The following is a 22,751-nucleotide window of genomic DNA, read 5'->3' on the forward strand; positions in this document are numbered from 1 at the left end:
TTAGCTCTCGTTGACGCTCAGGACCTTGCCGGCGGCGATGGTCTGACCCATGTCGCGGATGGCGAAGGAGCCGAGCTCCGGGATCTCCTGGGACGACTCGATGCTGAGCGGCTTCTGCGGGCGCACCGTGACGATGGCGGCGTCGCCGCTCTGGATGAAGTCGGGGTTCTCCTCGGCGACCTCGCCGGACGACGGGTCCATCTTCTTGTCGATGGACTCGATCGTACAGGCGACCTGCGCGGTGTGGGCGTGGAACACCGGCGTGTAGCCGGCCGTGATCACGCTCGGGTGCTGCATGACGATGACCTGGGCCTGGAACGTCTCGGCGACCGACGGCGGGTCGTCGGCGGGGCCACAGACGTCGCCGCGGCGGATGTCGTCCTTGCCGATGCCGCGGACGTTGAACCCGACGTTGTCGCCGGGGCCGGCCTCGGGCACCTCCTCGTGGTGCATCTCGATCGTCTTGACCTCGCCGCCCTCGTCGCTGGGCTGGAAGGAGACGTTGTCGCCGATGTTGAGCATGCCGGTCTCGACGCGGCCGACCGGGACCGTGCCGATCCCGTCGATGGTGTAGACGTCCTGGATCGGGAGGCGGAGCGGCGCGTCCGTCGGCGGCTCCGGCTCCTCGAGGCCGTTGAGGGCCTCCAGCAGGATCTCGCCGTCGTACCAGTCCGTGTTCTCGCTCTCCTCGGCGATGTTGTCGCCCTCGAAGGCGGAGATCGGGATGAAGCTGGCGTCCTCGGTGTTGAACTGGACCTGCTTGAGGAGGTCCTGCACCTCGGAGACGACCTGCTTGTACTCGTCCTCGCCGTAGTCGACGAGGTCCATCTTGTTGACGCCCACGATGAGCTCGTTGATGCCGAGCGTGCGGGCCAGGAACACGTGTTCCTGGGTCTGGGGCGCGACGCCGTCGTCCGCGGCGACGACGAGGACGGCGTTGTCGGCCTGGGACGCGCCCGTGATCATGTTCTTCACGAAGTCACGGTGGCCCGGACAGTCGACGATGGTGAAGTAGTACTCGTCGGTGTCGAACTCCTGGTGGGCGATGTCGATGGTGACGCCGCGCTCGCGCTCCTCGGCGAGGTTGTCCATCACGTAGGCGAACTCGAAGCCGCCCTTGCCCTTCTGCTCGGCCTCTTCCTTGTGCTGCTCGATGACGTGCTCGGGAACGCTTCCCGTCTCGTAGAGGAGTCGCCCTACGAGTGTGCTCTTGCCGTGGTCGACGTGGCCGATAATGGCCAGGTTCTGGTGGGGTTTGTCTTCGCTCATTGGTATCTCACGCGCAGAGGCGTTATATCGGTATCTTTCGGCGGAAGCAGTTAAAACCATTTCGATACCGTACGCCCCCCATACCGACGCCGTCCGGCGGTTTGGTGACCCGTCACACGGATGGACGGTTCGCCGCCTCCGGCGTCACTGTCGGACGACGCATCCGGATCGGCTCAGCCGTCGAGTCGTCCCACGTCGGCGAGCACCGCGGTCGCCGTCTCCGGGCCGCCGGCCCCGCGGCCGCTGACGTTCAGCCGGCCGGCGTGTTCGGTCTCCAGTTGGACGATGTTGCGCGTGCCCGTCACCGCGAGCGTGCCGTTCGCGGGGACGAGCCGCGGTCCGACCCGGACGCCGTCGGCCGAGGCCTCGCCGATGAGCCGCACGGTACGGCCGTCCTCGGCGGCGAGGTCGAGCGCGCTCCCGGGTACGTCCGTGATCCCCTCGACTGCGGCGTCGTCGAGCGAGTACTCGACGTCGTCGTCCGAGAGCACGTTCGCCAGAATGACGCATTTCAGCGCCGCGTCCGTCCCGTTCACGTCGAAGGCAGGGTCTGCCTCTGCGACGCCTAAGTCCTGGGCCTCCGCGAGCACGTGCTCGTAGTCCAGTCCCTCGGCGGCCATCCGCGACAGGACGAAGTTCGCCGTCCCGTTCAGCACGCCGCGGGCGGCGGTGACCTTCGACGGGCCGAAGTCCGCGATCGTCGACAGCACGGGGATCGCGCCGCCGACGGTCGCCTCGAACAGCACGTCGCCCGCGCTCTCGCGTTTGAGCGCGCGGAGGTCGCCGTAGCGCTCCGCCACGGGCCCCTTGTTCGCCAGCACGACGTGCCGGTCCCGCTCCAGCGCCGCCCGGACGTGGCCGAAGCCGGGCTGTGCGTCGTCGAGCGTCGTCGGCGTCGCCTCGACGAGCGCGTCGTACTCCGCGGCGAGCGCATCCTCGGGTGCGGCGTCGCCGACGACGCCCTCCCGCTCCTTCCGGTCGACGACGGCCGCCGCGTCGAGCCCGTCGGGGTCGACTGCCGCAGTCCCGGAGTCGGCGACTGCAGTGACGGTGTGGCCGTACTCGCCGGCCAGTTCGACGACGGAGCGACCGACTGCTCCCGCGCCGAGCACCGCGAGCTTCACGCGGTCTCACCTCCGCCCGTCAGCGGCTCGATGACGCGCAGTTCCTTGTCCTCGGCCACCGCGCGGATCCCCGCCAGCACGTCGTCGACCCGGCCGGACTCGACGGCGAGCCGGAGCCGCGCGGACGACGCGTCGGCGGTCCCCTCGGGCGACGACAGCGAGATGTCCGCGACGGACGCGCCGGCACACTCCTCGATCCGGTTCAGCGTGTCCGACAGGTCCGTGTCGATGAGGTGGCCGGCGAGCAGGACGGTCATCTCCTCGCTGTACTGCTCCGCGCCGGCCTGAATCACGTTGACGCCGGCATCGCGCAGCGCCGCGACCACGTCGTCGAACCGGTCGGGCGTACACTCCAGGTCGACCTCGACGGGGATGTGCCCCCGGGGCGTGAGGTTGCCGCGTTCGTGGAAGATCGAGAGGAGGTTCCCGCCGTTGTCGGCGATCGGCTGGAGCGCCCGGAGCAGTTCGCCCGGTTCGTCGACGAGCTCCAGCCGGACGGTGTACGACCGGACGCCGGCGACGTGGTCGTCGCCGTCCCCCCGCCGACCGCCGTCGGCGCTGGCCTCGGCCTCATCCGTCACGGGGACCACCCCGCACAGCGACGTGCGTGTTCATGTGCTACCTCTCTCTGTCCCGCCGGCTAAAGAGTTCATCCATTCGCAATTCTCTCCGACGACGGGGGAAACGGGCGCTGCGCGGCGGGGACACGCGCCACCGCCGCCGGGCCGACCCGAAGCCGACACTGTATACTCCCTCCCGTCCCAACCGTCGGGCATGTCCGCACTCAGGCAGCTACTGGACGTGCTGGTCGCCGGCCTGATCGCCGGGAGTTCGACGTTCGCCGTCAGCGCGGTCGCGCCGGGCTACGCGGTCACCATCGGCACCGTCCTCGCGAGCATGTACTACTTCTCGCGGTACCCGTGGGGGATGGAGGGTGGTGCCCGGTACAACGAACGGATCGACGCGTTCTACGACCGGGTTCTCCCGGGGTGAGCGGCGGGACACGCGCCCGCGCCACGGCGAGGGTACCCGTTCAGAACCGCGGCGATTGCGACTCGACCACGTCGACCGCGGCCGACAGTTCGCCGCCGAGGACGACCAGCACGTCGTCCAGCGAGAGGATCCCCGACAGCCGGCCGTCGTCGTCGACGACCGGCACCCGGCGGACCTCGTGGTCGCGCAGGGTCCGGATCGCGTCGAACAGGTCCGTGTCGCGTCCGACGGTGACGGGGTTCTCGGTCATGATCTCCTCGACGGCACGCTCGGTCAGGTCGGGCCGTTCCTCCAGCGCGAGCGCGATGTGTCGGTCCGTCACGATCCCCACGGGTCGGTCGTCCTCCGCGACGACCACCGACCCGACGTTCCTCTCGGCCAGCGTGGCGACCACCGTCGCGACCGGCGTGTCCGGGTCGGCCGTGACGATGTCGTCGGTCGCCAGCCGGTCGACGCCGACCGGCTGGATCGGGATGTTCCGCGCTGGCTGTGCAGCCGCGGGCTGGGACGTCTCGGGCGGCTGCCCGGGACCGGCCGACTGCGCCCCCGGCTGCTGGCCGCCGGCCGCCCGTTCGCTGCCGTGCGGGTCCTGCCCGCCGCGTGACTGCCGGCCGCCGTGCGGTTCAGTCACGCCCTGACTCGCACCGCCGGCTTGCTGTGTCCCGCCACGTCGGGTCCCCTGCTGTGCCCGTCCGGTGCCCTGTGATCCCCTGCCCGACTGCCGGCCGCCGCCTTCCGGTTGCCGGTTGCTCCGCTCGGCCCCGCGGCCCCGGGACTGTCTGCCCTCCGTCCTCGCTGGTCCGGGCTGCGGCGACCCGAACTCGGACTGTCGGTTCGGTGGGGGCGAGACGCTCTCGCCACCTCCGCGTTGTGGCGCGCCACTCCCCCGGCGGCCGCCCTGCTGCTGTCGGCCGGCGGCACCCTGCTGTCCGCCGGCACCCCGTCGCTCGTCGACGTTCGGCGGTCGCTGGTTCGGCGGCTGTCCTCCCTGCTGTGGTGGCTGTTCGCCCCGGAACGACCGGCGGTCCGGGTCGGCTCGTCGGTCCGGTTCTCCCGTCGGTCGGCGGTCCGGCGTGTTGGTGTCTCTCATGAACATCACCGCTGGCCCAGGCGCGGGCAGCGACAGGCGGGGCCACGACTCTCCCGCGAATAAACCCCGTCGACCGTTTCGGACCCGGCGGGACGAAACGGGTGGTAAGCACGCGTTAGCGAGCGGTAAGCGCGGCTATCGGGTGCGGAAAGCGGAGAGAAGGTGCCACGTTAGAAGTAGTCGATCGACTCGGGCAGCTCCATCTTCATCCCCTTGCGCTCCCGGATCTCCATGATCTGGTCGCGCTGGAGGTTGTCGGCCATGACCTGGAACCCGGCGTTCTCGGTGTTCCAGGAGGCACGGCCCTCGGTGGCCGAGCGGATGTCGCTGGAGAAGCCGATCATCTCCTCGACGGGCGCGACGCCCTCGACGACCATCAGGTCGCCCTCCTGGTACATGTCGTCGACGCGGCCGCGGCGACCCTGGATCTCGCCGGAGGCCGAGCCCATGTACTCGTTGGGCACGTCGATGCGGACGTCCTGGATCGGTTCGAGCAGGCGGACCTCCGAGCGGATGAGCGCGCGGTGGACGGCCTCGCGGACCGCGGGGATGACCTGCGCGGGACCGCGGTGGATGGTGTCCTCGTGGAGTCGGGCGTCGTGGAGGCGGATGAGCGACCCCTGGACCGGCTCGTTTGCCAGCGGGCCGTCGTCGAGTGCCTCCTCCAGCCCCTCGATGACGAGCTCCATCGTCTCGTTCAGGTGCTGGATACCCTTCGTGTCGTCGATGAGGATGTTCGTCCCGTGGATGTGCTCGACGTTCTGGGACGTGTCCTTGTCCATGCCGGCGTCCTGCAGGGCCTCGCGGCGCTCCTGCTCGGGCATGTTCATCGACACGTCGCCGAGCTGGATCTTCTCGACGATCTCCTCGTTGAGCGGCTGGAGCGAGATGTAGAAGCGGTTGTGGCGGTTCGGCGAGATCCCCTCGACTTCCTGGGTCGGCTGCTGGGGCGCCTCGCGGAACACGACGATCGGTTCGCCGGTGTTGACCGGGATGCCCTGGTTGCGCTCGATGCGCTGGGTCTGGACTTCGAGGTGGAGTTCGCCCTGCCCGGAGATGAGGTGTTCGCCCGTGTCCTCGTTGATCTCGATCTGGATCGTCGGGTCCTCCTTGGACACCTGGCGGAGCGTCTCGATGAGCTTCGGCAGGTCGTCCATGTTCTTGGCCTCGATGGACTTCGTGATGACCGGCTCCGAGATGTGCTCGATGGACTCGAACGGCGTCATCTCGACGCTGGACACCGTCGAGCCGGCGATGGCGTCCTTCAGGCCGGTGACGGCGGCGATGTTGCCGGCGGGGACGCGCTCGACCTCCTCGCGCTCGCCGCCCATGTAGATCCCGACGCTCTGGATGCGGTTCTTGCCGGCGGTGCCGGAGACGTACAGCTCCTGGCCCTTCTCCAGCGTGCCGGAGAAGACGCGGCCCGCGGCGATCTCGCCGGCGTGGGGGTCGACGCCGATGTCGGTGACCATCAGGACGACCTCGCCGTCCTCGTCGACCAGGCGCATCGTGTCGGCCAGCTCGGAGTCGGCGTCGCCGCGCCAGATGCGCGGGATACGACGGGGCTGGGCGTCGACGGGGTTCGGGAAGTGCTCACAGACCATGTCGAGCACGACGTCCGAGAGCGGCGTGCGCTCGTGGAGCTCCTGGCGCTTGTCCGAGCGCTCCAGCTCCATGATGTCGCCGAAGTCCATCCCGGTGCGCTGCATCGACGGGAACGAGACGCCCCACTTGTACAGCGCCGACCCGAAGCCGACGGTGCCGTCCTCGACGGAGACGGTCCAGTCCTCGTCGATGTCTTCCATCTCCTCGGTCATCCCGCGGATGAGGTCGTTGACCTCGCGGATGACCGCGAGCAGGCGCTCCTGCATCTCCTCGGGACCTTCCTGCAGTTCGGAGATGAGGCGGTCGACCTTGTTGATGAACAGGGTCGGCTTGACGCCCTCGCGGAGCGCCTGCCGCAGCACCGTCTCCGTCTGGGGCATCGCGCCCTCGACGGCGTCGACCACCACGAGCGCGCCGTCGACGGCGCGCATCGCACGGGTCACGTCGCCGCCGAAGTCGACGTGGCCCGGCGTGTCGATGAGGTTGATGAGGTAGTCGTCGTCCTCGTACTCGTGGGTCATCGAGACGTTCGCGGCGTCGATGGTGATACCGCGCTCCTGCTCGTCCTCCTCCGTGTCCATGGCGAGCTGTTCGCCCGCCGTGTCGTCGGAGATCATGCCCGCGCCGGCGAGCAGGTTGTCCGTCAGCGTCGTCTTGCCGTGGTCGACGTGTGCGGCGATGGCGATGTTCCGGATCTGCTCCGGCTCGTCCATCAGCCGTTCACACTGTTCGACGATCTTCTTGCGTCGGCCCATTACGTTCCCATATCGCCAGCGGGGTCAAAAGGGTAGTGTTTCTCGCTCGCCGCATGTCACGGTGAAACACGCCGTCAGCGGGACGATATGACGGGTTTCGGAGGCCCGGCGAGACGGGCCGTGCGCGGTCGACGACGACCGGCAGCGACCGCGACCGGAGCCACCGCTGCGCGACGCACAGTTTTGTGAACGCCCGTCGTAGCCCCGAGCATGGAAGGCACGCTGCTCGTCTACGGGTCGTACGGCTACACGGGGGAACTGATCGTCGACCGGGCGGTCGAACTCGGCCACGACCCGACCGTCGCCGGCCGCGACGCCGCGAGCGTGGAGCGACAGGCGACCGAGCACGGCCTCGACCACCGGGTGTTCGGGCTGGAATACCCCGAAATCGTCCGGGACGCGGTCGCCGACGCCGACGCGGTCCTCAACTGCGCCGGGCCGTTCGCGGCGACGGCCGACCCGCTGGTCGAGGCCTGTCTGGCGACGGGCACCGACTACCTCGACGTGACCGGGGAGATGGACGTGTTCGAGCGGATCGCCCAGCGCGACCGCGAGGCCGAGCAGGCCGGCGTCACGCTCGTTCCGGGCGTGGGGTTCGACGTGGCGGCGACCGACTGTCTGGCGGCGTATCTGGAGTCGCAACTGCGCTCGGCGGACCGGCTCACGCTGGCGCTTGCCGGGTTCGACCTGTACTCGCCCGGCACGGCGAAGACGGCGCTCCGGGCGCTGCCGCGTGGTGGGGCGGTGCGTCGGGACGGCGACATCGTCGACGTGCCGCCCGCGTGGCGGCAACGGGAGTTCGACTTCGGCGACGGCCCCGAGTCGGCCGTTACCGTCCCCTGGCCCGACGTGTCGTCGGCGTACTACTCGACGGGGATCCCGAACATCGAGGTGTACGCGACCGTCCCCGACTGGGCCGTCTCGGCGATGCGCCTGACTGCCCCGCTGGCACCCCTCTTCGGGCGCGCCCCGGTTCGGGCGGCGCTGACCCGACTCGTCGACGCCGTCGTCTCCGAACCGACCGAGCGGGAGCGCGCCCGCAACACCGTCCGGACCCACGGCGAGGTGGCGGACGACGCGGGCAACCGCGTCGCCGCGCGTCTGGACACGCCCGACCCGTACGACGTGACGGCGGCGACGGCCGTCGCGGCCGCCGAGCGCACCCTTGCCGGGGACGCGCCGGACGGCTTCGGGACGCCGGCCTCCGCGTTCGGGGCCGACTTCGTCCTCGACGTGGACGGGGTACGGCGGACCGTCACCGACGCGGAGCGGGCGACGGCAGTCCCGTAGCGGGGCAAGAGTCATACCCCTCGACCCCTTGGTACGCGTAGACATGGACGTTCGCGTGCAGGGACCGGGTCCGGCCGCGCCGTTTCTCGGCGCGCGGGACCTGTTCGAGACGGAGTACGACCTGGACCGCCCGGTTCGCGTCCGCGTCCGCGAGGACCCGGACGAGCGGACCTGGACCGGCCACCACGACGACCACCACACCCTGAACATCTCCCGGCAGGCGGCCACGAGCGCGATGGCCCGCGAGCTCGCGCTCCACGAGTACGCCCACATGCGCCGCCACGAGGCCGGCCACCCCTCGCACACCCAGTCGACGGAGGAGGCGCTGTTTCTCGCGCTGGCCGGCAAGTCCGTCGAGCGCCGCCGGCTCACGCAGTGCTACCAGATCGCCAACCACATGAAGGACATCTACGCCGACGACATCACCCTCTCGGTCGGCCCGCCGGACAAGCTCGTCGCCTTCCTCGAATCGAGCCTGGCCCGAGCCGTCGTCGACGCACCGGGCAGGCCGCCGGGCGGCGTCGCCCATCCGGCCGACCCCGCCGCCGACCCGGAGATCACCGCCGTCAACGCCGCGTTCGCGCTGGCGATGGTCGAGCGCCACGACCTGGTCGATGGCGACCACCGCCTGTACGACCTGGCAGGGGCCGCCGCGGCCGACGCGCCCGGGATCGACGTCGACCGGTTCCGCCGGCGCTTCCGCTCGCTGGCGGACGACCCCGACGAGAGCGAGTACCGGAAGGCCCTCGTCGACGCGACCCGCGAGTACGCCGGCGGCGGTGGTGGACGGGCGGCCGACTGACGGCGGGCCGGGAGTTCACTGGCACCCGCCGCTACAGCTCTGCCTCCACCGCCGACGCGATCCGCTCCGCCGTGTCCGCCCGGAGCGTCCGCCGCTCCAGCGCGATGTGGACCGGGTCGTCCTCGTACCGCGGGAGCAGGTGGACGTGCGCGTGGTCGACGCTGCCGACCAGCTTTCCGGACGTGTGAACGGTGCTGAACCCCGCCGGGTCGAGCACCGCCTCTATCGCGGTCGAGACGCGCTGGACGGTTTCCCACACGCCGGTCGAGTCGTCGCCGACCAGCAGTTCCTCGCGGTGTCGCTTCGGCACGACCAGCGTGTGGCCCTCGACCGCCGGGTTCCGGTCGAGAAACGCGACCGTCCCGTCGTCCTCGTACAGCACGTGGGCCGTCTCGTCGTCCCGGACCACGCGGCAGAACTGACAGTCGTCGGTCATGCGACCGGACACGCGGCGAACCGTCAAATAACTGTCCCGTAAACGCTACGAGGGACCGCTCGCAAGTGGCGGCTATGACCGACGACCCGGCGGACGACGCCGACGGCGTGGTCGAGCGCGTGTCGGCCGACGACGCCTTCGGCCTGCTCGGCGACGACACCCGACTCGGCGTCCTGCGTGCGCTCTCCGAGGCCGACGGGCCGCTCGGCTTCGCAGACCTCCGAGCCGCGGCCGGCGTCGAGGACAGTGGGCAGTTCAACTACCACCTCGACCGGCTGGTCGGCCAGTTCGTCGCGAAGAACGAGGACGGGTACCTGCTGACGCCGGCCGGCAGGCGGGTGGTCGGCGCGGTCCTGGCCGGGCAGTACACCAAGGGGGTCGAGAGCGATCCCGTGGCGGTCGACGCCGCCTGCCCGCACTGCGACGGAACCCTCGCCGCCAACTTCGATGAGTGGAACGTCCGGATCGCCTGCGACGACTGTGACCGGAACGTGATCAGGCTCGGCGTGCCGCCCGGCGCGTTCGAGGAGTATCCGCGGCCGGAGTGGCCCCGGGTCGCGGAGCGCTGGACCCGGCGCGAGTTCGGCCGGTTCGTCGACGGCTTCTGCCCCAACTGCCACGGGCCGACCACGAGCACACTGGAGCGCTCCCCGGAGGGCGTCCTCGACACCTACCCCTTCGGCGTCCGCTACGTGTGTGACCGCTGTGGCACGGGCATGTTCGCCAACGTCGAAGCACACGTCCTCTTTCGTCCGGCGGTCGTCGCCTTCCACTACGAGCGGGGGATCGACGTGACGGAGACGCCGATCTGGGAGCTCGACTGGGCGGTCACGCCGCGGGCCGAGGCCGTCGCCGAAGACCCGCTCCGGGTCGAGGTGCCGGTGACGGTCGACGGCGACCGCCTCCGACTTACGCTCGACGCGGACGCGACCGTCGTCGAAACCCGCCGGGAGTGAGGCAGCGGCGAGCGAGGCGTCGGTCGACCGCGCTCACTCGCCGTCGACGGTGAACCTGACCAGCACGTCGTCGCGCTCGGTCGGGAACCCCTCGCGGGACCGACCGTCGCGGTTGGAGGTGATCGCGTACAGCTCGCCGTTCGGTCCCTGCTCGACGTGGCGGACGCGGCCGAGCACGTTCTCGAACGCCCGGTGCGACGTGGCGGTGTACGCGTCGTCGAAGTAGCCGGCGTCGAAGCGCGTGCCGTCCTCGGCGGGCGGTAGCTCCGCGCCTTCCGGCGTGAGCGTGACGACGTGGATGCGCTGGCCGGTCAGCGTGCCGATTATCATCCGGTTCGACCACTCCGGGACGGCGTCGCCCGTGTAGAACACCGACCCGCTCGGCGCGATGGAGCGGGGCGTGTTCATCAGTGGCGGGTGGACGTCCTCGGCCGACTCGTACTCCTCGCGGGTGCGCACGTCCGGCCAGCCGTAGTCGTCGCCGGCCGCGAGCAGGTTCACCTCGTCGTGTGCCGCCGGGCCGTGCTCGTCGATCACCGTCGACGCGTCCGGGAGGAACGTGATCCCCTGGGGGTTGCGGTGGCCGTAGGTGTACACCCTCGGGTCGCCGACGTCGGGGTTGTCCGGCGCGGGGTCGCCCTCGGGCGTCAGCCGGAGGATCTTCCCGGCGAGGTTCTCCGGGTCCCCCGCCAGCGCCTTCTGCCCCGCGTCGCCCGTCCCGATCCAGAGGTAGTTCGACGGGCCGAACGTGATCCGGCCGCCGTTGTGGATGTTGTCGGCCGGGATGCCGTCGATGAGCGTCCCGGCGTGTCGGCTCGGGTCGTCGGCGCTCACGTCGAAGTAGGCGACCTTGTTGTACCGCTGGTCGCCGTCCTGATAGGTGTAGTAGGCGTACACGACCGGCGGGTCCGGGTAGTCGGGATGGGCGGCGACCCCGAGGGTGCCGCCCTCGCCGCCCTCGACCCACCAGGTCTGCTCCTCCTCGCCCGGTTCGACCGACTCCGCGTCGATGGCGTCGATCGGCGCGGTGACGTTCTGCACCTCGCCGTCGGCGAAGGACTTGATCCGCCCGACGCGCTCGGTGATGAACACCTCGCCGTTGTCAGTGAAGGAGAGGTCCCACGGGATCTCGAGGTTCTCGACGAGTATCTCCGTCCCGACGTCGCCGGTCAGCGGCGACGACGAGGGCGCCTCCCACTCGGGGTCGTACCGGGCCCACGACTCGGCGTCGTGGTCGGTCGAGAGGTCGTAATCCGGCGGCTGCGGCTCGGCTGTTGTCGTCGTTCCCGTGCCTGTCGTCGGAGTCGTGGTGGAGGGGTCCGACGAGCTACAACCGGCGAGGCCGGCGATCCCCGCGGCTGCGATGAACCTGCGACGGGACCAGCGGTCGTCCATGTTCCACGCGTAGGCCAGGGGCGTTAAATACTTTCCAGGCTCGTCCGCCGGCGGCGTCGTGCTACGTCCCCTCGGCGACGCCGGACGCCGAACCACCGACGACGGGCGACGCGAACCGCCCGAGCAGGACGCCGGCGACCAGGAAAACGCCCCCGAACCCGGCGACGGCCGTCAGCGGCCCGGCGGCGTCCGCGACGACGCCGCCGGCGAGGATAAGCGGCACCCGGAGGACGGCGTACGCCATCGACGCCGCCGACAGCACCGTCGCCCGGCCCGCGCCCGCGATCCGGTCGTTGAGGTAGCCGCTCGCCATCGGCCGGAGCAGGGCGTCGGCGGCTCGCATGGCGAAAAACGCCGGCAGCGCGACGAGGGGCAGCGTCCGGGGCACGACGAGCGCGGCGGCGACGGCGACCGGGACGAACAGCACCGCCCGGCGGAGCCCGAGCGCGTCCTCGACCGTCCCGGCGTGGTAGCTCGCGACGCCGGCGACGCCGGTGAAGCCGGCGTACAGCACGCCGAGCGTCGCCTCCTCCGGGATCCCGAACGCCGCGACGTGGGACTCCAGCACGTCGACGGTCACCGGCTGGACGTACGTGTTCGACGCCGAGACGACCCCGAAGAAGAGGCCGACGTAGAGGAGGAACGTGCGGAGCGCCGGCCGGGTCAGCGCCCGCCGGACCACGTCCACGGCCTCGGCGGCGGTGAGCCTGTCGCCCGTCCCCTCCGCATACCCCTCGTTTCGCGGCATCGACAGTAACACCGGGACGCCGAGGGCGTTCAGCGCAGCGCCGGCGAGGAACGGGACCGTCGGCTCGACGACGTACAGCAGGCTGCCGGCGATCATCGTCACCACGCTCGCCCCGCGCCTGACTGACTGTCCGCGCCCCCGGATGCGGGTGAACGCCTCGGCGTCGCCCCGTCCGTCGAGCGTGTCGTACAGCCACGCGCTGTCGCTCCCGGAGGCGAACGTCAGCCCGACCGCCCACAGCGCGTACAGGACGACGAAGGCGGGGAACGACCGCGCCCACACGAACCCGACCAGCGACGCGACGAGCAGGAGCGTGCTCGCCACGAGGCTGTTCCGCCGACCGACCCGGTCGCCGACGTACCCCGTCGGGATCTCGCCGACGGTCACCAGCACCGCCACGACCGCCGACAGCGTCGCGATTTCGCTGTAGGACAGTCCCCGTGCGAGCATGAACAGGGTGAAGATCGGGGTGATGAAGCCCGTCGACGACACCGCCTGGTAGGCGTAGTACTTCCGGACGGGCGGGGCGGCGTCACGCCACACGACTGGTCACGGCCGGGACCTCTCACGGACGGGGAAAAAGCGTTCCCTGAACGCGGTTTTGGTAACGCATCGATCACGTTCAGGCGACGGGACCGCCGCTGGCGGCGCTCGAAGCGGGCGGAGAAACGATAAGAGAGACGACGCAGTTACCGCGCGGCGGCGGCGACGCGCTCCTTCTCCTCTTTCTGGTTGATCGCGTACGTCTGGACGTCGTAGTTGGCCGCGCCGAGCAGCTGGTCGGCCAGCGCGTCCTCGACGTCGGTCGGCGTCTTGAACGAGTCGCCGTAGACGCCCTCGGCGATGAACTTCAGCGCCTGGTCGACGCGGCGCTGGGGCGCGACGTCGACGGCTTTCGGGACGCTGATCCCGCCGTACTTCAGGCGGACGGTCTCCTCGCGAGGCGCGGCGTTCTCGACGGCGGTGACGAGCACCTGCACGGGGTTCTCGTCGGCCCGCTCCTCGATGGTCTCGAACGCGTCCCGCACGATGTTCAGCGCCTGGGTCTTCTTGCCCGTGTTCTCGTCGGTCTGCATCAGGCGGTTGATGAGTCGCTCGACGACCGAGATCTCCGACTTCTGGAACTGCTTCTGGGCGTGGCGGCCCATCGTGTGCGCGACGGGCGTCACCGTGATGTAGCGCTCGGTCGAGGGGTCGGCGTACTCGATGCCGGTGACCTCGTACTCGCCGAACAGCTTCGCGCCGACGCTCTCGTCGTCCGTGCCCGCCGGTTTGTCCGGCTCGGGCTGGTCTTCGGCCGCCATGGTTATCGCACCGGCTTCTCGGCGTTACCGCGGACCAGTTCGATGAGCGAGACGCCGTTGACCTTCTCGACCTTGTAGTTCACGCCGCCGATGTCGCCCATCGCGCGACCCTTCGCGCCGCCGATGCCGGCGATGGTGACCTCGTCGTGCTCGTCGATGAAGGAGATAGCGCCGTCACCGGGACAGAACGCGGTGACCTGCTTCCCGTTCTTGATGAGCTGGACCCGGACGCACTTCCGGATCGCGGAGTTGGGCTGTTTCGCTTCGATGCCGATCTTTTCGAGGACGATGCCGCGGCCCTGGGGCGCGCCCTCGAGGGGGTCGGACTTCTCCTCGAGCCCGCGCTCACGACGGGCGTACTCCGAGTCGGACCACCGTCGCTTCTGGCGGTCCCGCTTGAGCTTTCGCCCGGCGTACTTGCCGTTTGCCATAGTACCAGCCCGTAGCTGACGAAGCCACTTAAGCGTCCCCTTTCGCCGCGCGCCGTTACGCGCTGAGGGAGCGCGAACGGGGTCGATTACGGGATCTGAGGCGGTTTCGACGGTCCGACTGAGCCGTTCTGCGAGCGTTTCGGGAGAAAAGCGCCCGTTAGCCGTCGTCTGAGGAAGGCCCACCCCGTCGGCAGCGTCGGCCGGTGTCGCGTCCCGACCGCGCTACGCCAGCTGCACGTCGTCGATGTCGTAGTGCCGCTTCGCCAGCGTCCGCGCGACCGCGATGTTCTCGCCGTCCGCGCCGATCGCCGCACCGGTGTCCTCCTCGGCGACCTCGGCGTAGGCGACGGTGTCGTCGTCCTCGCTTATCGTCACGTTGTACACCGCGGCGGGCGACAGGGCGTTGGCGACGAACGCCTCGGCGGTGTCGGCGTCCTCGACGAGTTTCACGTCCCTGCCGACTGCCTCCTGCACCCGCCGGACGTGCTGCCCGCCGGGGCCGATCGCCTCGGCCATCTCGCCGGCCGTCACGAGGATGACGACCCGGTCGTCGCCGTCCCGTTCCTGCACCACGCAGTCACGGGCTGTCGCCTCCGTCTCGGTCTCGAAGGCGGCGATGTACTGGCGGGCCGCGTCGGTCAGGGTGCGCGTCGGCATCAGTCGGCCTGTTCGGACTGCCGGCTAAACGAGCCCATCTTCAGGTCCACGTCGCCGGTGCCCAGCTTGATCGGCTTGCCGACGATGACGTTCTCCGTGACGCCGTTCAGGTCGTCGACCTCGCCGTGGATCGCCGCGTCGAGCAGGTGGTTGACCGTCACCTCGAACGCGGCGCGGGCCAGCACGGAGTCCTTCGAGCCGGAGATGCCGTGGCGGCCGATGGACTCGATGGTCCCCTCGTTGGTCATGATGTCCGCGACCAGCATCAGGTGCCGGATGTTCACGTCGTCGAGGCCCTGCTCCTCCAGCGTGTCCATCGTCTCCTCGATGATCGCCTCGCGGGCGGCCTCGACGCCGAGGTTCCGGTAGATCTCGTGGATGTTGTTGCAGGTGGTCCGCGACGCGTCGACGCCCTCGATCGAGAGCACGTCGCCGAACGCCGACCCCTCGGTGTAGAGGATGAACTCCTCGCCGTCGTCGAGTTCCTCCTTGCGGATGACGACGCGGGAGACCTCCTCGATCCCCTTGAACGTGATGTCGCGCAGCTCCTCGACGAGCTGGAGCAGGTCGCGGTAGCTCGGCTCCTCGGGGCCGAACTCGACGTTCGTCCCCTGCTGGACCGTCTCCACGCCCAGCGAGTCCTCGATGATGCCGGCGATCTCGGTGGCGATCTCGTTGGTGTCGTCGACCCGGGGCCACCGCTCCTGGAGCGTGTCCTGGTTGAGGTCGATCTGGACGCGCATGTCCGCAACGTTCGTCGAGATGTCGCCCAGCGCGAGGATCTTCGTCGCCTCGATCCCCCAGACGACCTCGTGGGCGCGCTCGCGGTTCTCCGCGAACTCGTCCTCCAGATACACCGTCATCATCGGCGTGTCCGGCGTCTTCCGCGCGTCGACGAGCTCGATGAGCCGCGGCAGGCCCTGGGTCACGTCGATCTCCGCGACGCCCGCGTAGTGGAAGGTGTTCATCGTCATCTGCGTCCCGGGTTCCCCGATGGACTGTGCGCTCACCGTACCGACGGGATCGAGCGGGTCGACACGGGTGTCGAGGTATCGGGTCTCGACCGCCTTCGCGATCTGGTCGGCCTGCTCGACGGTGACGCCGTCGCGCTCCTCGACCGTGCTGTACACCTGCTCTTTCAGCCGCTTGGGGAGGTCCGTGTCCTCCACGACGGCCTCGATGTCGTCGGTTATCTCAGTCATCGTTCACCTGGGGTTCCGCGGGGGCTGTCGGTTCGCTACGCTCCGGGACCTCGTCGGAGCGCCGGGCGTCGGCGTGCTCCGAGAGGTTCGTCGCCGGCCGCTTCTCGCCGAGGAACTCCTGGAGCGCCGCGTCGTCGTCGAACTCGGCCTCGATGACGCGGTCGGCGATCTTGTCGACGTCGATGTCGTTCTCGTCGCCGGAGGACACCTTCACCGGGCTGGTGCCGTCCTCGCCGAACTCGAACTGGACGATGGTGTCGCTGGTGTCCCTGACGGTGCCGTCGTACTGCGTCTCCAGCTCGGAGAGCGCGTTGATGAGCCGGCGCTGGAGGTAGCCGGACTTCGACGTCCGGACCGCCGTGTCGACCAGCCCCTCGCGGCCGCCCATCGCGTGGAAGAAGAACTCCCGCGGCGTCAGGCCGTTCGTGTAGGAGTTCTGCACGAAGCCGTGGGCGTCGGCCGACAGGTCGTCGGGCTTGTAGTGGCTGAGGGTGCGGTCCTCGTAGCCGCGGTTGATGCGCTCGCCCCGAACCGCCTGCTGGCCGACACAGCCGGCCATCTGCGTGAGGTTCAGCAGCGAGCCGCGGGCCCCGGACTCGGCCATCACGACCGCCGGGTTGTCGTCGTCGAAGTGCTCCTCGGCGATGTCGCCCGCGTTGTCACGGGCCCGGCCGAGCGTCTGCATGATCTTCATCTCCAGCGTCTCGTCGACGGTGCGGCCCGGCAGGGATTCAAGGTCGCCGTTCTCGTACGTCTCGATCAGCTCCTCGACGCGGTCGTTCGCGTCGGTGATCGTCTCGTTGATGCGCTCCTCGGCGACCTCGGGGACGGTCTCGTCGTCGATCCCGATCGAGAAGCCGAAGTGCATGATCGAGCGCATCGCCAGCGACGCGACCTCGTTGATGAACTGGCGGGCGCGGGTCTTGCCGTACACCTTCGCGATGGTGTCGACGACCTCGCCGCCGAACGCGCCGACGCCGCCCTCGTCGATGGTCCCGTCGGTGAGTTCGCCGTCCTCGATGACGACGGTGTCGCCGGCCTCGCTGGTGAACTCCAGGTTCAGGTCGTCCGGCAGCAGTTCCGAGAAGATGTCCCGGCCGGTCCAGTACGGCGTGCCGTCGTCCTCGGTGCCCGACGGCTCGGGCAGTTCGTCGATGCGGGTCGCGCGCAGCAGGTCGAGCGCCTGCGTCTCGTTGAACTGCGGGTTGGTGTGGGTGAGCAGGTACGTCCCGGAGATGTGGTCCTGGATCGCCCCGATGATGTTCTCGCCGAAGCGGGGACTGAGGATCTGCTCCTGCACGCGCATCAGCACGCGCGCTTCCGCGCGGGCCTCCTCGTTCTGGAGGGCGTGCATGTTCATCTCGTCGCCGTCGAAGTCGGCGTTGTACGGCGGGCAGACCGTCGTGTTCAGCCGGAACGTCTTGTACGGCATCACGACGACCTCGTGGGCCATGATCGACATCCGGTGCAGCGACGGTTGTCGGTTGAAGATGATGATGTCGCCGTCGATCATGTGGCGATTGACCTCCCAGCCGGGCTCGACCTTCTCGGCCAGCTCCTCGCAGTTCTTCTCGGTCACCTTCAGCCGGCGGCCGTCCGGCCGGCGCACGTAGTTCGCGCCCGGATGCGACTCCGGCCCGTTGGAGACGTAGCGGCGAGCGTCGGCGAGGTTCCGCTCGTTGACGTTCATCGTCTGGGTCATCTCCGTCGCCACGCGGTCGGGAACGCCGACCTCGTTCAGCGACAGCGTCGGGTCCGGCGAGATGACCGTCCGGGCCGAGAAGTTCACGCGCTTCCCGGACAGCGAGCCGCGGAAGCGACCTTCCTTGCCCTTGAGGCGCTGGGACAGCGTCTTCAGCGGGCGGCCCGACCGGTGGCGGGCGGGCGGCGTGCCGCTGATCTCGTTGTCCATGAACGTCGTGACGTGGTACTGCAGCAGCTCCCAGAGGTCCTCGATGATGAGCTGGGGCGCGCCGGCCTCGCGGTTCTCCATGAACCGCTGGTTGATGCGGATGATGTCGACCAGCTTGTGGGTGAGGTCGTCCTCGCTGCGCTGGCCGTTGTCCAGCGTGATGGAGGGTCGCGCGGTCACCGGCGGCACCGGCAGCACGGTGAGGATCATCCACTCGGGGCGCGAGCGCTCGGGGTTGATGCCCAGCACCTCGATGTCCTCGTCCGGGATCGCCTCGAACCAGTCCCGGATGTCGCTGGGCATCAGCTTGTTCATGTCCTCCTCGGTGAGGTCGATGCCGAGCGCCTTCTCGATGGCCTTGCGGTCCTCCTTGCGCGGGCGGAACTCGCCCGAGAGGATCTCGCTGACGCGCGAGCGGTCGATGCCGGTCTCCTCGGCGAGGTCGCCGGGGTTCGACGGCCCGTCGGCGTCCTCGTCCTGCATCGCGGCGGCGATCTTCTGGGGGTACTCGCTGGAGAGGACCTGCTGGACCTCGTAGTACGTGGTCGGCTTCTCGTGGTTGATGTCGAACTGGACCTCGCCGCAGTGCGGACAGCGGTCCTTCTTGCGGGCCTGCCGGATCGCCGACTTCGTCACGTCGTTGACGTCGTTGCCCAGGTCGATCGTCGTCTGGAGCTCGTCGCGGAACTCCGCCTTCTCGTCCTCGGTGAGCGCCAGCCGCGAGCACTCGCGGCAGGTGCCACGGAGGAGCCGGCGGATGAGCTTCGTAAACCCGACGTGGATGACGGGCGCGGCCAGTTCGATGTGGCCGAAGTGGCCGTTACAGGAGCCCGAATGCTGGCCGCAGGTCTTGCACTCCAGGCCGGGGTCGATCACGCCGAGCCGCGGGTCCATCAGCCCCATGTCGATGGGGAACCCGTCGTCGTCGTAGGTGTCGGCGGTGATGATCTTCGTGGCGCTCATGTCGCGGTACTCCTCGGGGTCCATCAGCCCGAAGCTGATTTCGCCGATCTCCTTGGGTGAGTGGTTTCGTACCATCTTAGACTGCGTCCTCCAGTTCCAGTCGGGGCGCGATGCCGAGCGCCTTCATCTCGTCGAGCAGGAGCTTGAACGCGTAGCTCATCTCGATCTCGTGGACGTCCGTCTCCTCGCCACAGTTCGGACAGTAGACGCGCTGTTGTTCGACGTTCTCGACCGCGCTCATCCCGCAGTTCCCGCAGACGTGGATGAACTCGCGGTCGGACTCGTCGAGTAGCCGCTCTTTCAGGGCCATCGCAGCGCCGTGCCCGATGAGCACGTCCCGTTCCATCTCGCCGACGCGGAGGCCGCCCTCGCGGGCGCGCCCCTCGGTCGGCTGGCGGGTGAGCACCTGCACCGGCCCGCGCGAGCGGGCGTGCAGCTTGTTCGAGACCATGTGGTACAGCTTCTGGTAGAAGATGGTCCCGACGAAGATCTCGGCCTCGATCTTCTCGCCGGTGACGCCGGAGTACATGATCTCCTTCCCGCTGGACTTGAACCCTTTCTCGGTGAGTGAGTCGCGGAGTTCGTCCTCGTCCTCGCCGGTGAAGGGCGTCCCGTCGACGCGGCGGCCCTCGAGCGAGCCGACCTTCCCGCCGATCATCTCCAGCACGTGGCCGACCGTCATCCGCGACGGCAGCGCGTGCGGGTTGAGGATGAGGTCCGGCACGACGCCGTCCTCGGTGAAGGGCATGTCCTCCTGGGGCGCGATGTGGCCGACGACGCCCTTCTGGCCGTGCCGGGAGGCGAACTTGTCGCCGAGTTCCGGGATGCGTTCGTCACGCACGGACACCTTCGAGAGCTTCGAGCCGTCCTCGCCCTCCATCAGCGTCACGGTGTCGACGACGCCGCTCTCGCCGGAGCGCATCGTCACGCTCGTCTCCCGGCGCTTCTGCGGGGAGAGGCCGCCCATGTCGTCCGGCTCCTCGAGGAACCGGGGCGGGCTGGTCTTCCCCAGCAGGACGCTGTTCTCGTCGACCTGCGTCTCGGGGTTGACGAGGCCGTCCTCGTCGAGGTGGGTGTACGCGTCCTCGCCGCGAGCGCCGCGGACGTCCTGGCTCGGGATCTCGAAGCGGTCCTCCTGACCGCCCGGGTAGCGACGCTCCTCGCCCTCGTAGGTGCGCAGGAAGTGCGAGCGGGCGAGCGCGCGGTCGACCGAGCCGCCGTTCATGACCAGCGCGTCCTCGATGTTGAACCCCTCGTAGGACATGACGGCGACGACGAAGTTCTGCGCGGCGGGCCGGTCGTCGTAGCCGATCTGCTCGGTGGTCTGGGTCTTGACCATCGAGAGCTGCGGGTAGTGCAGGAGGTGCTGGCGCGTGTCCGGCCGGATGCGGTAGTTCGCCGCCGGCAGCCCGAGCGACTGCTTGATCATCCCCGCGCCCATCGTAATGCGGGGGCTGGCGTTGTGCTCGGGGTACGGGATCATGCCCGACCCGATGCTGAAGATGAGCTGCGGGTCGATCTCCAGATGCGTGTGGTCCGCGGTCAGGTCCTCGCGGTCGACCGCGACGTAGATGTCCTCCTCCTCCTCGGCGTCGATGAACTCGACGTAGCCGTGTTCGACGAGGTCGTCGAAGTCGAGGCTCCCCTCCTTGACGGCCTCGATCTCCTCGTCGGAGATGAGCGTCTCGCCGTCCTCGACGACGAGCAGCGGGCGGCGCGCCCGCCCCGCGTCGGCGTTGACGATGACCTCGCGCGTGCGGTCCTTCACCGACACGTTGACCATCTCGCTCACGTCGCCCCGTCGGCGCGCCTCGCGGATCTGTTCGGCGAGCTGGTGGGGGTCCGGATGCGTCCCGACCAGGCTCCCGTTGACGTACACCTTGGCCTCCCGCTGTTGTTGCTGGCTCATGTTAGTCTCCCTCCGCCCGTCGGCTGACGCCCTCGATGCCGGGGATCCCCTCGACACCCATCGACGCCAGTTCGCGTTTCAGCTCCTGTTCGTCGTCGACGTTCTGTGACAGCTCCATCGCCTGCGCGAAGTTCTTCACCAGGCCGCAGTTCGGCCCCTCGGGCGTCTCCGAGGGCCCGATGCGCCCCCACTGGGTCGCGTGCAGGTCCCGCGCCTCGAAGTGGGGCTGCGAGCGCGACAGCGGCGAACGCAGGCGGCGCAGGTGCGACAGGACGCCCATGAAGTTCGTCCGGTCGACCAGCTGCGAGACACCGGAGCGCCCGCCCACCCAGTTCCCCGTCGCGATCGGGTGTTCGAGCCGCTCGGTCAGCACGTCCGAGCGGACGACCGTGTTGACCGAGAGCTGCCGGTTGCGCATGTTGGCGCGCTCCAGCTGGTACTTCACGTCCCGGGCGAGCTTGTTCAGCGCCGTCCGGAACAGGTCCTTCATCAGGTCGCCGCTGACCTTCAGCCGCTTGTTCGCGTAGTGGTCCTTGTCGTCGGGCTGGCGGCGCTCCAGCGCCAGCTCGAAGCAAGCCTCCGCCATCCGGCAGAGGTAGTACGCCTTGTTGATCCGCACGTCCTCCTCGTCGACGCCCTCCTCGTGGAGGTGCGGCAGGAGGTAACGGTCGATGACGTAGTTGGCGCGTTTCAGCTGGTAGTTCTTCCCCTGGCCGCTGGCGACGCGCTTGCCGAGTTCCTCGATGGCCTCCTCCTCGGTCTGGACGTCGGCGGCCTCCAGGTTCTCCAGCATGAACTTCACGATCTCCGGGTCGTCGGAGACGCGGTGGACGATCTCCTCGTCGGATTCGAGGCCGAGCGCCCGGACGAGCGTGACGAAGTTGATGCTCCCGGACACCGACGGGAACGACACCTCCAGCAGCCCGTCGCGGGTCCGCTCGGTCAGCACCAGCGCGCGGTACCCCCGGCGCTGGGAGAACGTCTTGGCGACCTGGATCTCGTCGCCGTACTTCGTGTCGTACTCCGCGAGGATCTTGTTCGGCGCGAGGTCCTCGCTGGTCATCAGCACGCGCTCGCTGCCGTTGACGATGAAGTAGCCGCCGGGGTCTGCCGGGTCCTCGCCGATCTCGATCAGCTCCTCGTCGGAGAAGCCGGCGATGTTACACTTGTCGGAGCCGACCATGACCGGCATCCGGCCGATCTTCGTCTCCGTGCTGTCGACCACGCGGTCCTCGCCCTCCTCGGGGTCGCCCTTCACGATGCTCATCTCCATGAACACCGGCGCGGCGTACGTGATGTTACGCAAGCGGGCCTCCTGTGGGTACAGCAGTTCCTCGCTGCCGTCGGCCTCCCGGACCCGCGGGGTCACGACGCGAACGTCGCCCAGTTCGACGTGGACCGGCTCCTCGCCCTCCTTGTCGCCGATGTCCGTGTCGATGGTCTCCTTCTCGTCGACGACCTCCTGCATCCCGCGACCCAGGAACGCGTTGAACGAGCGGTAGTGGTGTTCTGCGAGCCGTTCCTTGCCGAAATACTCCTTCGAGATCGCGCGTCTGTCTTCTCGTTCCATGTTATTCAACGACGAGTCGGTATACGACGGCTTGGTCTGTCGTTCGTGAGTCCCGGACGACCTCGATCACGTCGCCGACCTCGGCCTCGTCGGGCAGCGCCGGGTCCGCGCGCTTGATCTTCGGCAGGTCCGTCCGGTCGATGTTATACTCCGCTAACACCTCGTCGACCGCGTCCTCGTCGACGACGGTGTGTTCGGGTACCAGGTTGTGTTGGCTTACGTCTACCATGTGTGTCTGACGGGGGGAGAAGCTGCTGTCACGAGATACTACAGCCTGTTACACACGGGGAGGATTTAAGGCTTGCCAACTCCATCGGAACCGACAGCTACCGGAGCGATG

Annotated in this window: 20 protein-coding genes; 4 read left to right on the forward strand and 16 right to left on the reverse strand. The window is 69.0% G+C overall.

Annotation, left to right across the window (positions count from 1 at the left end; all coding sequences use genetic code 11):
• From tuf to D8896_RS08860, 3 genes are all read right to left on the reverse strand, one after another.
• Positions 1 to 1,269, reverse strand: coding sequence for a translation elongation factor EF-1 subunit alpha (tuf, locus tag D8896_RS08850; RefSeq protein ID WP_121821741.1), 1,269 nt, complete (start codon positions 1,267 to 1,269; stop codon positions 1 to 3).
• Between the two features lie 173 nt (positions 1,270 to 1,442).
• Positions 1,443 to 2,393: a homoserine dehydrogenase gene (locus tag D8896_RS08855; protein ID WP_121821742.1), complete on the reverse strand. Its 951-nt coding sequence runs from the start codon at positions 2,391 to 2,393 to the stop codon at positions 1,443 to 1,445.
• Positions 2,390 to 2,974 (reverse strand): amino acid-binding protein, encoded by a 585-nt coding sequence (locus D8896_RS08860; RefSeq protein WP_375137059.1) that lies wholly within the window; start codon positions 2,972 to 2,974, stop codon positions 2,390 to 2,392. The genes D8896_RS08855 and D8896_RS08860 overlap by 4 nt, the downstream gene beginning before the upstream one ends.
• Before the next feature lie 193 nt (positions 2,975 to 3,167).
• Here D8896_RS08860 and D8896_RS08865 point away from each other — a divergent pair, with 193 nt between their 5' ends.
• Positions 3,168 to 3,386 (forward strand): hypothetical protein, encoded by a 219-nt coding sequence (locus D8896_RS08865; RefSeq protein ID WP_121821743.1) that lies wholly within the window; start codon positions 3,168 to 3,170, stop codon positions 3,384 to 3,386.
• A 40-nt stretch (positions 3,387 to 3,426) separates the two neighbouring features.
• On the opposite strand, the gene D8896_RS08870 is transcribed toward D8896_RS08865, so the two are convergent.
• Positions 3,427 to 4,476 carry a CBS domain-containing protein gene (locus D8896_RS08870; RefSeq protein ID WP_162991511.1) on the reverse strand — a complete coding sequence of 350 codons (1,050 nt, stop codon included), beginning with the start codon at positions 4,474 to 4,476 and terminating at the stop codon, positions 3,427 to 3,429.
• Positions 4,477 to 4,646: 170 nt separating this feature from the next.
• Positions 4,647 to 6,836, reverse strand: coding sequence for an elongation factor EF-2 (locus tag D8896_RS08875; protein ID WP_121821745.1), 2,190 nt, complete (start codon positions 6,834 to 6,836; stop codon positions 4,647 to 4,649).
• 210 nt (positions 6,837 to 7,046) lie between these two features.
• Between D8896_RS08875 and D8896_RS08880 the strand changes: the two genes are divergently transcribed.
• Both D8896_RS08880 and D8896_RS08885 read left to right on the forward strand, forming a co-directional pair.
• Entirely contained in the window at positions 7,047 to 8,126 is a 1,080-nt protein-coding gene (locus tag D8896_RS08880) for a saccharopine dehydrogenase family protein (RefSeq protein ID WP_121821746.1), read from the forward strand.
• Positions 8,127 to 8,169: 43 nt separating this feature from the next.
• The gene (locus D8896_RS08885) at positions 8,170 to 8,928 is read left to right on the forward strand and encodes a DUF5781 family protein (protein WP_121821747.1); all 759 of its coding nucleotides are present in this window, start codon (positions 8,170 to 8,172) and stop codon (positions 8,926 to 8,928) included.
• A 31-nt stretch (positions 8,929 to 8,959) separates the two neighbouring features.
• On the opposite strand, the gene D8896_RS08890 is transcribed toward D8896_RS08885, so the two are convergent.
• Positions 8,960 to 9,364, reverse strand: coding sequence for an HIT family protein (locus D8896_RS08890; RefSeq protein ID WP_121821748.1), 405 nt, complete (start codon positions 9,362 to 9,364; stop codon positions 8,960 to 8,962).
• Positions 9,365 to 9,438: 74 nt separating this feature from the next.
• On the opposite strand from D8896_RS08890, the gene D8896_RS08895 reads away from it, so the two are divergent.
• Entirely contained in the window at positions 9,439 to 10,320 is an 882-nt protein-coding gene (locus D8896_RS08895) for a DUF7351 domain-containing protein (protein ID WP_121821749.1), read from the forward strand.
• Positions 10,321 to 10,353: 33 nt separating this feature from the next.
• Here D8896_RS08895 and D8896_RS08900 read toward each other — a convergent pair whose 3' ends face one another.
• From D8896_RS08900 to D8896_RS08945, 10 genes are all read right to left on the reverse strand, one after another.
• Positions 10,354 to 11,715 (reverse strand): PQQ-dependent sugar dehydrogenase, encoded by a 1,362-nt coding sequence (locus D8896_RS08900; RefSeq protein WP_121821750.1) that lies wholly within the window; start codon positions 11,713 to 11,715, stop codon positions 10,354 to 10,356.
• A gap of 61 nt (positions 11,716 to 11,776) precedes the next feature.
• Positions 11,777 to 13,006, reverse strand: coding sequence for an MFS transporter (locus D8896_RS08905; protein WP_121821751.1), 1,230 nt, complete (start codon positions 13,004 to 13,006; stop codon positions 11,777 to 11,779).
• A 146-nt stretch (positions 13,007 to 13,152) separates the two neighbouring features.
• On the reverse strand, positions 13,153 to 13,767 hold the full coding sequence (locus D8896_RS08910) for a 30S ribosomal protein S7 (protein ID WP_121821752.1): 615 nt from the start codon (positions 13,765 to 13,767) through the stop codon (positions 13,153 to 13,155).
• A 2-nt stretch (positions 13,768 to 13,769) separates the two neighbouring features.
• Complete coding sequence (locus tag D8896_RS08915; RefSeq protein ID WP_121821753.1) at positions 13,770 to 14,198, reverse strand: 30S ribosomal protein S12; 429 nt, start codon at positions 14,196 to 14,198, stop codon at positions 13,770 to 13,772.
• 222 nt (positions 14,199 to 14,420) lie between these two features.
• Entirely contained in the window at positions 14,421 to 14,855 is a 435-nt protein-coding gene (locus tag D8896_RS08920) for a NusA-like transcription termination signal-binding factor (protein WP_121821754.1), read from the reverse strand.
• Complete coding sequence (rpoA2, locus tag D8896_RS08925; RefSeq protein WP_121821755.1) at positions 14,855 to 16,057, reverse strand: DNA-directed RNA polymerase subunit A''; 1,203 nt, start codon at positions 16,055 to 16,057, stop codon at positions 14,855 to 14,857. The genes D8896_RS08920 and rpoA2 overlap by 1 nt, the downstream gene beginning before the upstream one ends.
• A complete protein-coding gene (locus tag D8896_RS08930; protein ID WP_121821756.1) occupies positions 16,050 to 19,007 on the reverse strand; it encodes a DNA-directed RNA polymerase subunit A' in 2,958 nt (985 codons plus the stop codon). Before D8896_RS08930 ends, rpoA2 begins: the two co-directional genes overlap by 8 nt.
• A gap of 1 nt (position 19,008) precedes the next feature.
• Entirely contained in the window at positions 19,009 to 20,841 is a 1,833-nt protein-coding gene (gene rpoB, locus D8896_RS08935; protein ID WP_121821757.1) for a DNA-directed RNA polymerase subunit B, read from the reverse strand.
• Position 20,842: 1 nt separating this feature from the next.
• Positions 20,843 to 22,411, reverse strand: coding sequence for a DNA-directed RNA polymerase subunit B'' (locus D8896_RS08940; RefSeq protein ID WP_121821758.1), 1,569 nt, complete (start codon positions 22,409 to 22,411; stop codon positions 20,843 to 20,845).
• A gap of 1 nt (position 22,412) precedes the next feature.
• Positions 22,413 to 22,640, reverse strand: coding sequence for a DNA-directed RNA polymerase subunit H (locus tag D8896_RS08945; protein ID WP_121821759.1), 228 nt, complete (start codon positions 22,638 to 22,640; stop codon positions 22,413 to 22,415).
• Positions 22,641 to 22,751 lie beyond the last annotated feature (111 nt).

Source organism: Halostella salina, from assembly GCF_003675855.1.
GTDB classification, from domain to species: Archaea; Halobacteriota; Halobacteria; order Halobacteriales; family Natronoarchaeaceae; genus Halostella; species Halostella salina.

Coding starts and splice junctions, on each gene's coding strand:
- tuf (WP_121821741.1), bottom strand. CDS start 1,269: ATGAGCGAAGACAAACCCCACCAGAACCTGGCCATTATCGGCCACGTC.
- D8896_RS08865 (WP_121821743.1), top strand. CDS start 3,168: ATGTCCGCACTCAGGCAGCTACTGGACGTGCTGGTCGCCGGCCTGATC.
- D8896_RS08870 (WP_162991511.1), bottom strand. CDS start 4,476: ATGAGAGACACCAACACGCCGGACCGCCGACCGACGGGAGAACCGGAC.
- D8896_RS08875 (WP_121821745.1), bottom strand. CDS start 6,836: ATGGGCCGACGCAAGAAGATCGTCGAACAGTGTGAACGGCTGATGGAC.
- D8896_RS08880 (WP_121821746.1), top strand. CDS start 7,047: ATGGAAGGCACGCTGCTCGTCTACGGGTCGTACGGCTACACGGGGGAA.
- D8896_RS08885 (WP_121821747.1), top strand. CDS start 8,170: ATGGACGTTCGCGTGCAGGGACCGGGTCCGGCCGCGCCGTTTCTCGGC.
- D8896_RS08890 (WP_121821748.1), bottom strand. CDS start 9,364: ATGACCGACGACTGTCAGTTCTGCCGCGTGGTCCGGGACGACGAGACG.
- D8896_RS08895 (WP_121821749.1), top strand. CDS start 9,439: ATGACCGACGACCCGGCGGACGACGCCGACGGCGTGGTCGAGCGCGTG.
- D8896_RS08900 (WP_121821750.1), bottom strand. CDS start 11,715: ATGGACGACCGCTGGTCCCGTCGCAGGTTCATCGCAGCCGCGGGGATC.
- D8896_RS08910 (WP_121821752.1), bottom strand. CDS start 13,767: ATGGCGGCCGAAGACCAGCCCGAGCCGGACAAACCGGCGGGCACGGAC.
- D8896_RS08915 (WP_121821753.1), bottom strand. CDS start 14,198: ATGGCAAACGGCAAGTACGCCGGGCGAAAGCTCAAGCGGGACCGCCAG.
- D8896_RS08920 (WP_121821754.1), bottom strand. CDS start 14,855: ATGCCGACGCGCACCCTGACCGACGCGGCCCGCCAGTACATCGCCGCC.
- rpoA2 (WP_121821755.1), bottom strand. CDS start 16,057: ATGACTGAGATAACCGACGACATCGAGGCCGTCGTGGAGGACACGGAC.
- D8896_RS08930 (WP_121821756.1), bottom strand. CDS start 19,007: ATGGTACGAAACCACTCACCCAAGGAGATCGGCGAAATCAGCTTCGGG.
- rpoB (WP_121821757.1), bottom strand. CDS start 20,841: ATGAGCCAGCAACAACAGCGGGAGGCCAAGGTGTACGTCAACGGGAGC.
- D8896_RS08940 (WP_121821758.1), bottom strand. CDS start 22,411: ATGGAACGAGAAGACAGACGCGCGATCTCGAAGGAGTATTTCGGCAAG.
- D8896_RS08945 (WP_121821759.1), bottom strand. CDS start 22,640: ATGGTAGACGTAAGCCAACACAACCTGGTACCCGAACACACCGTCGTC.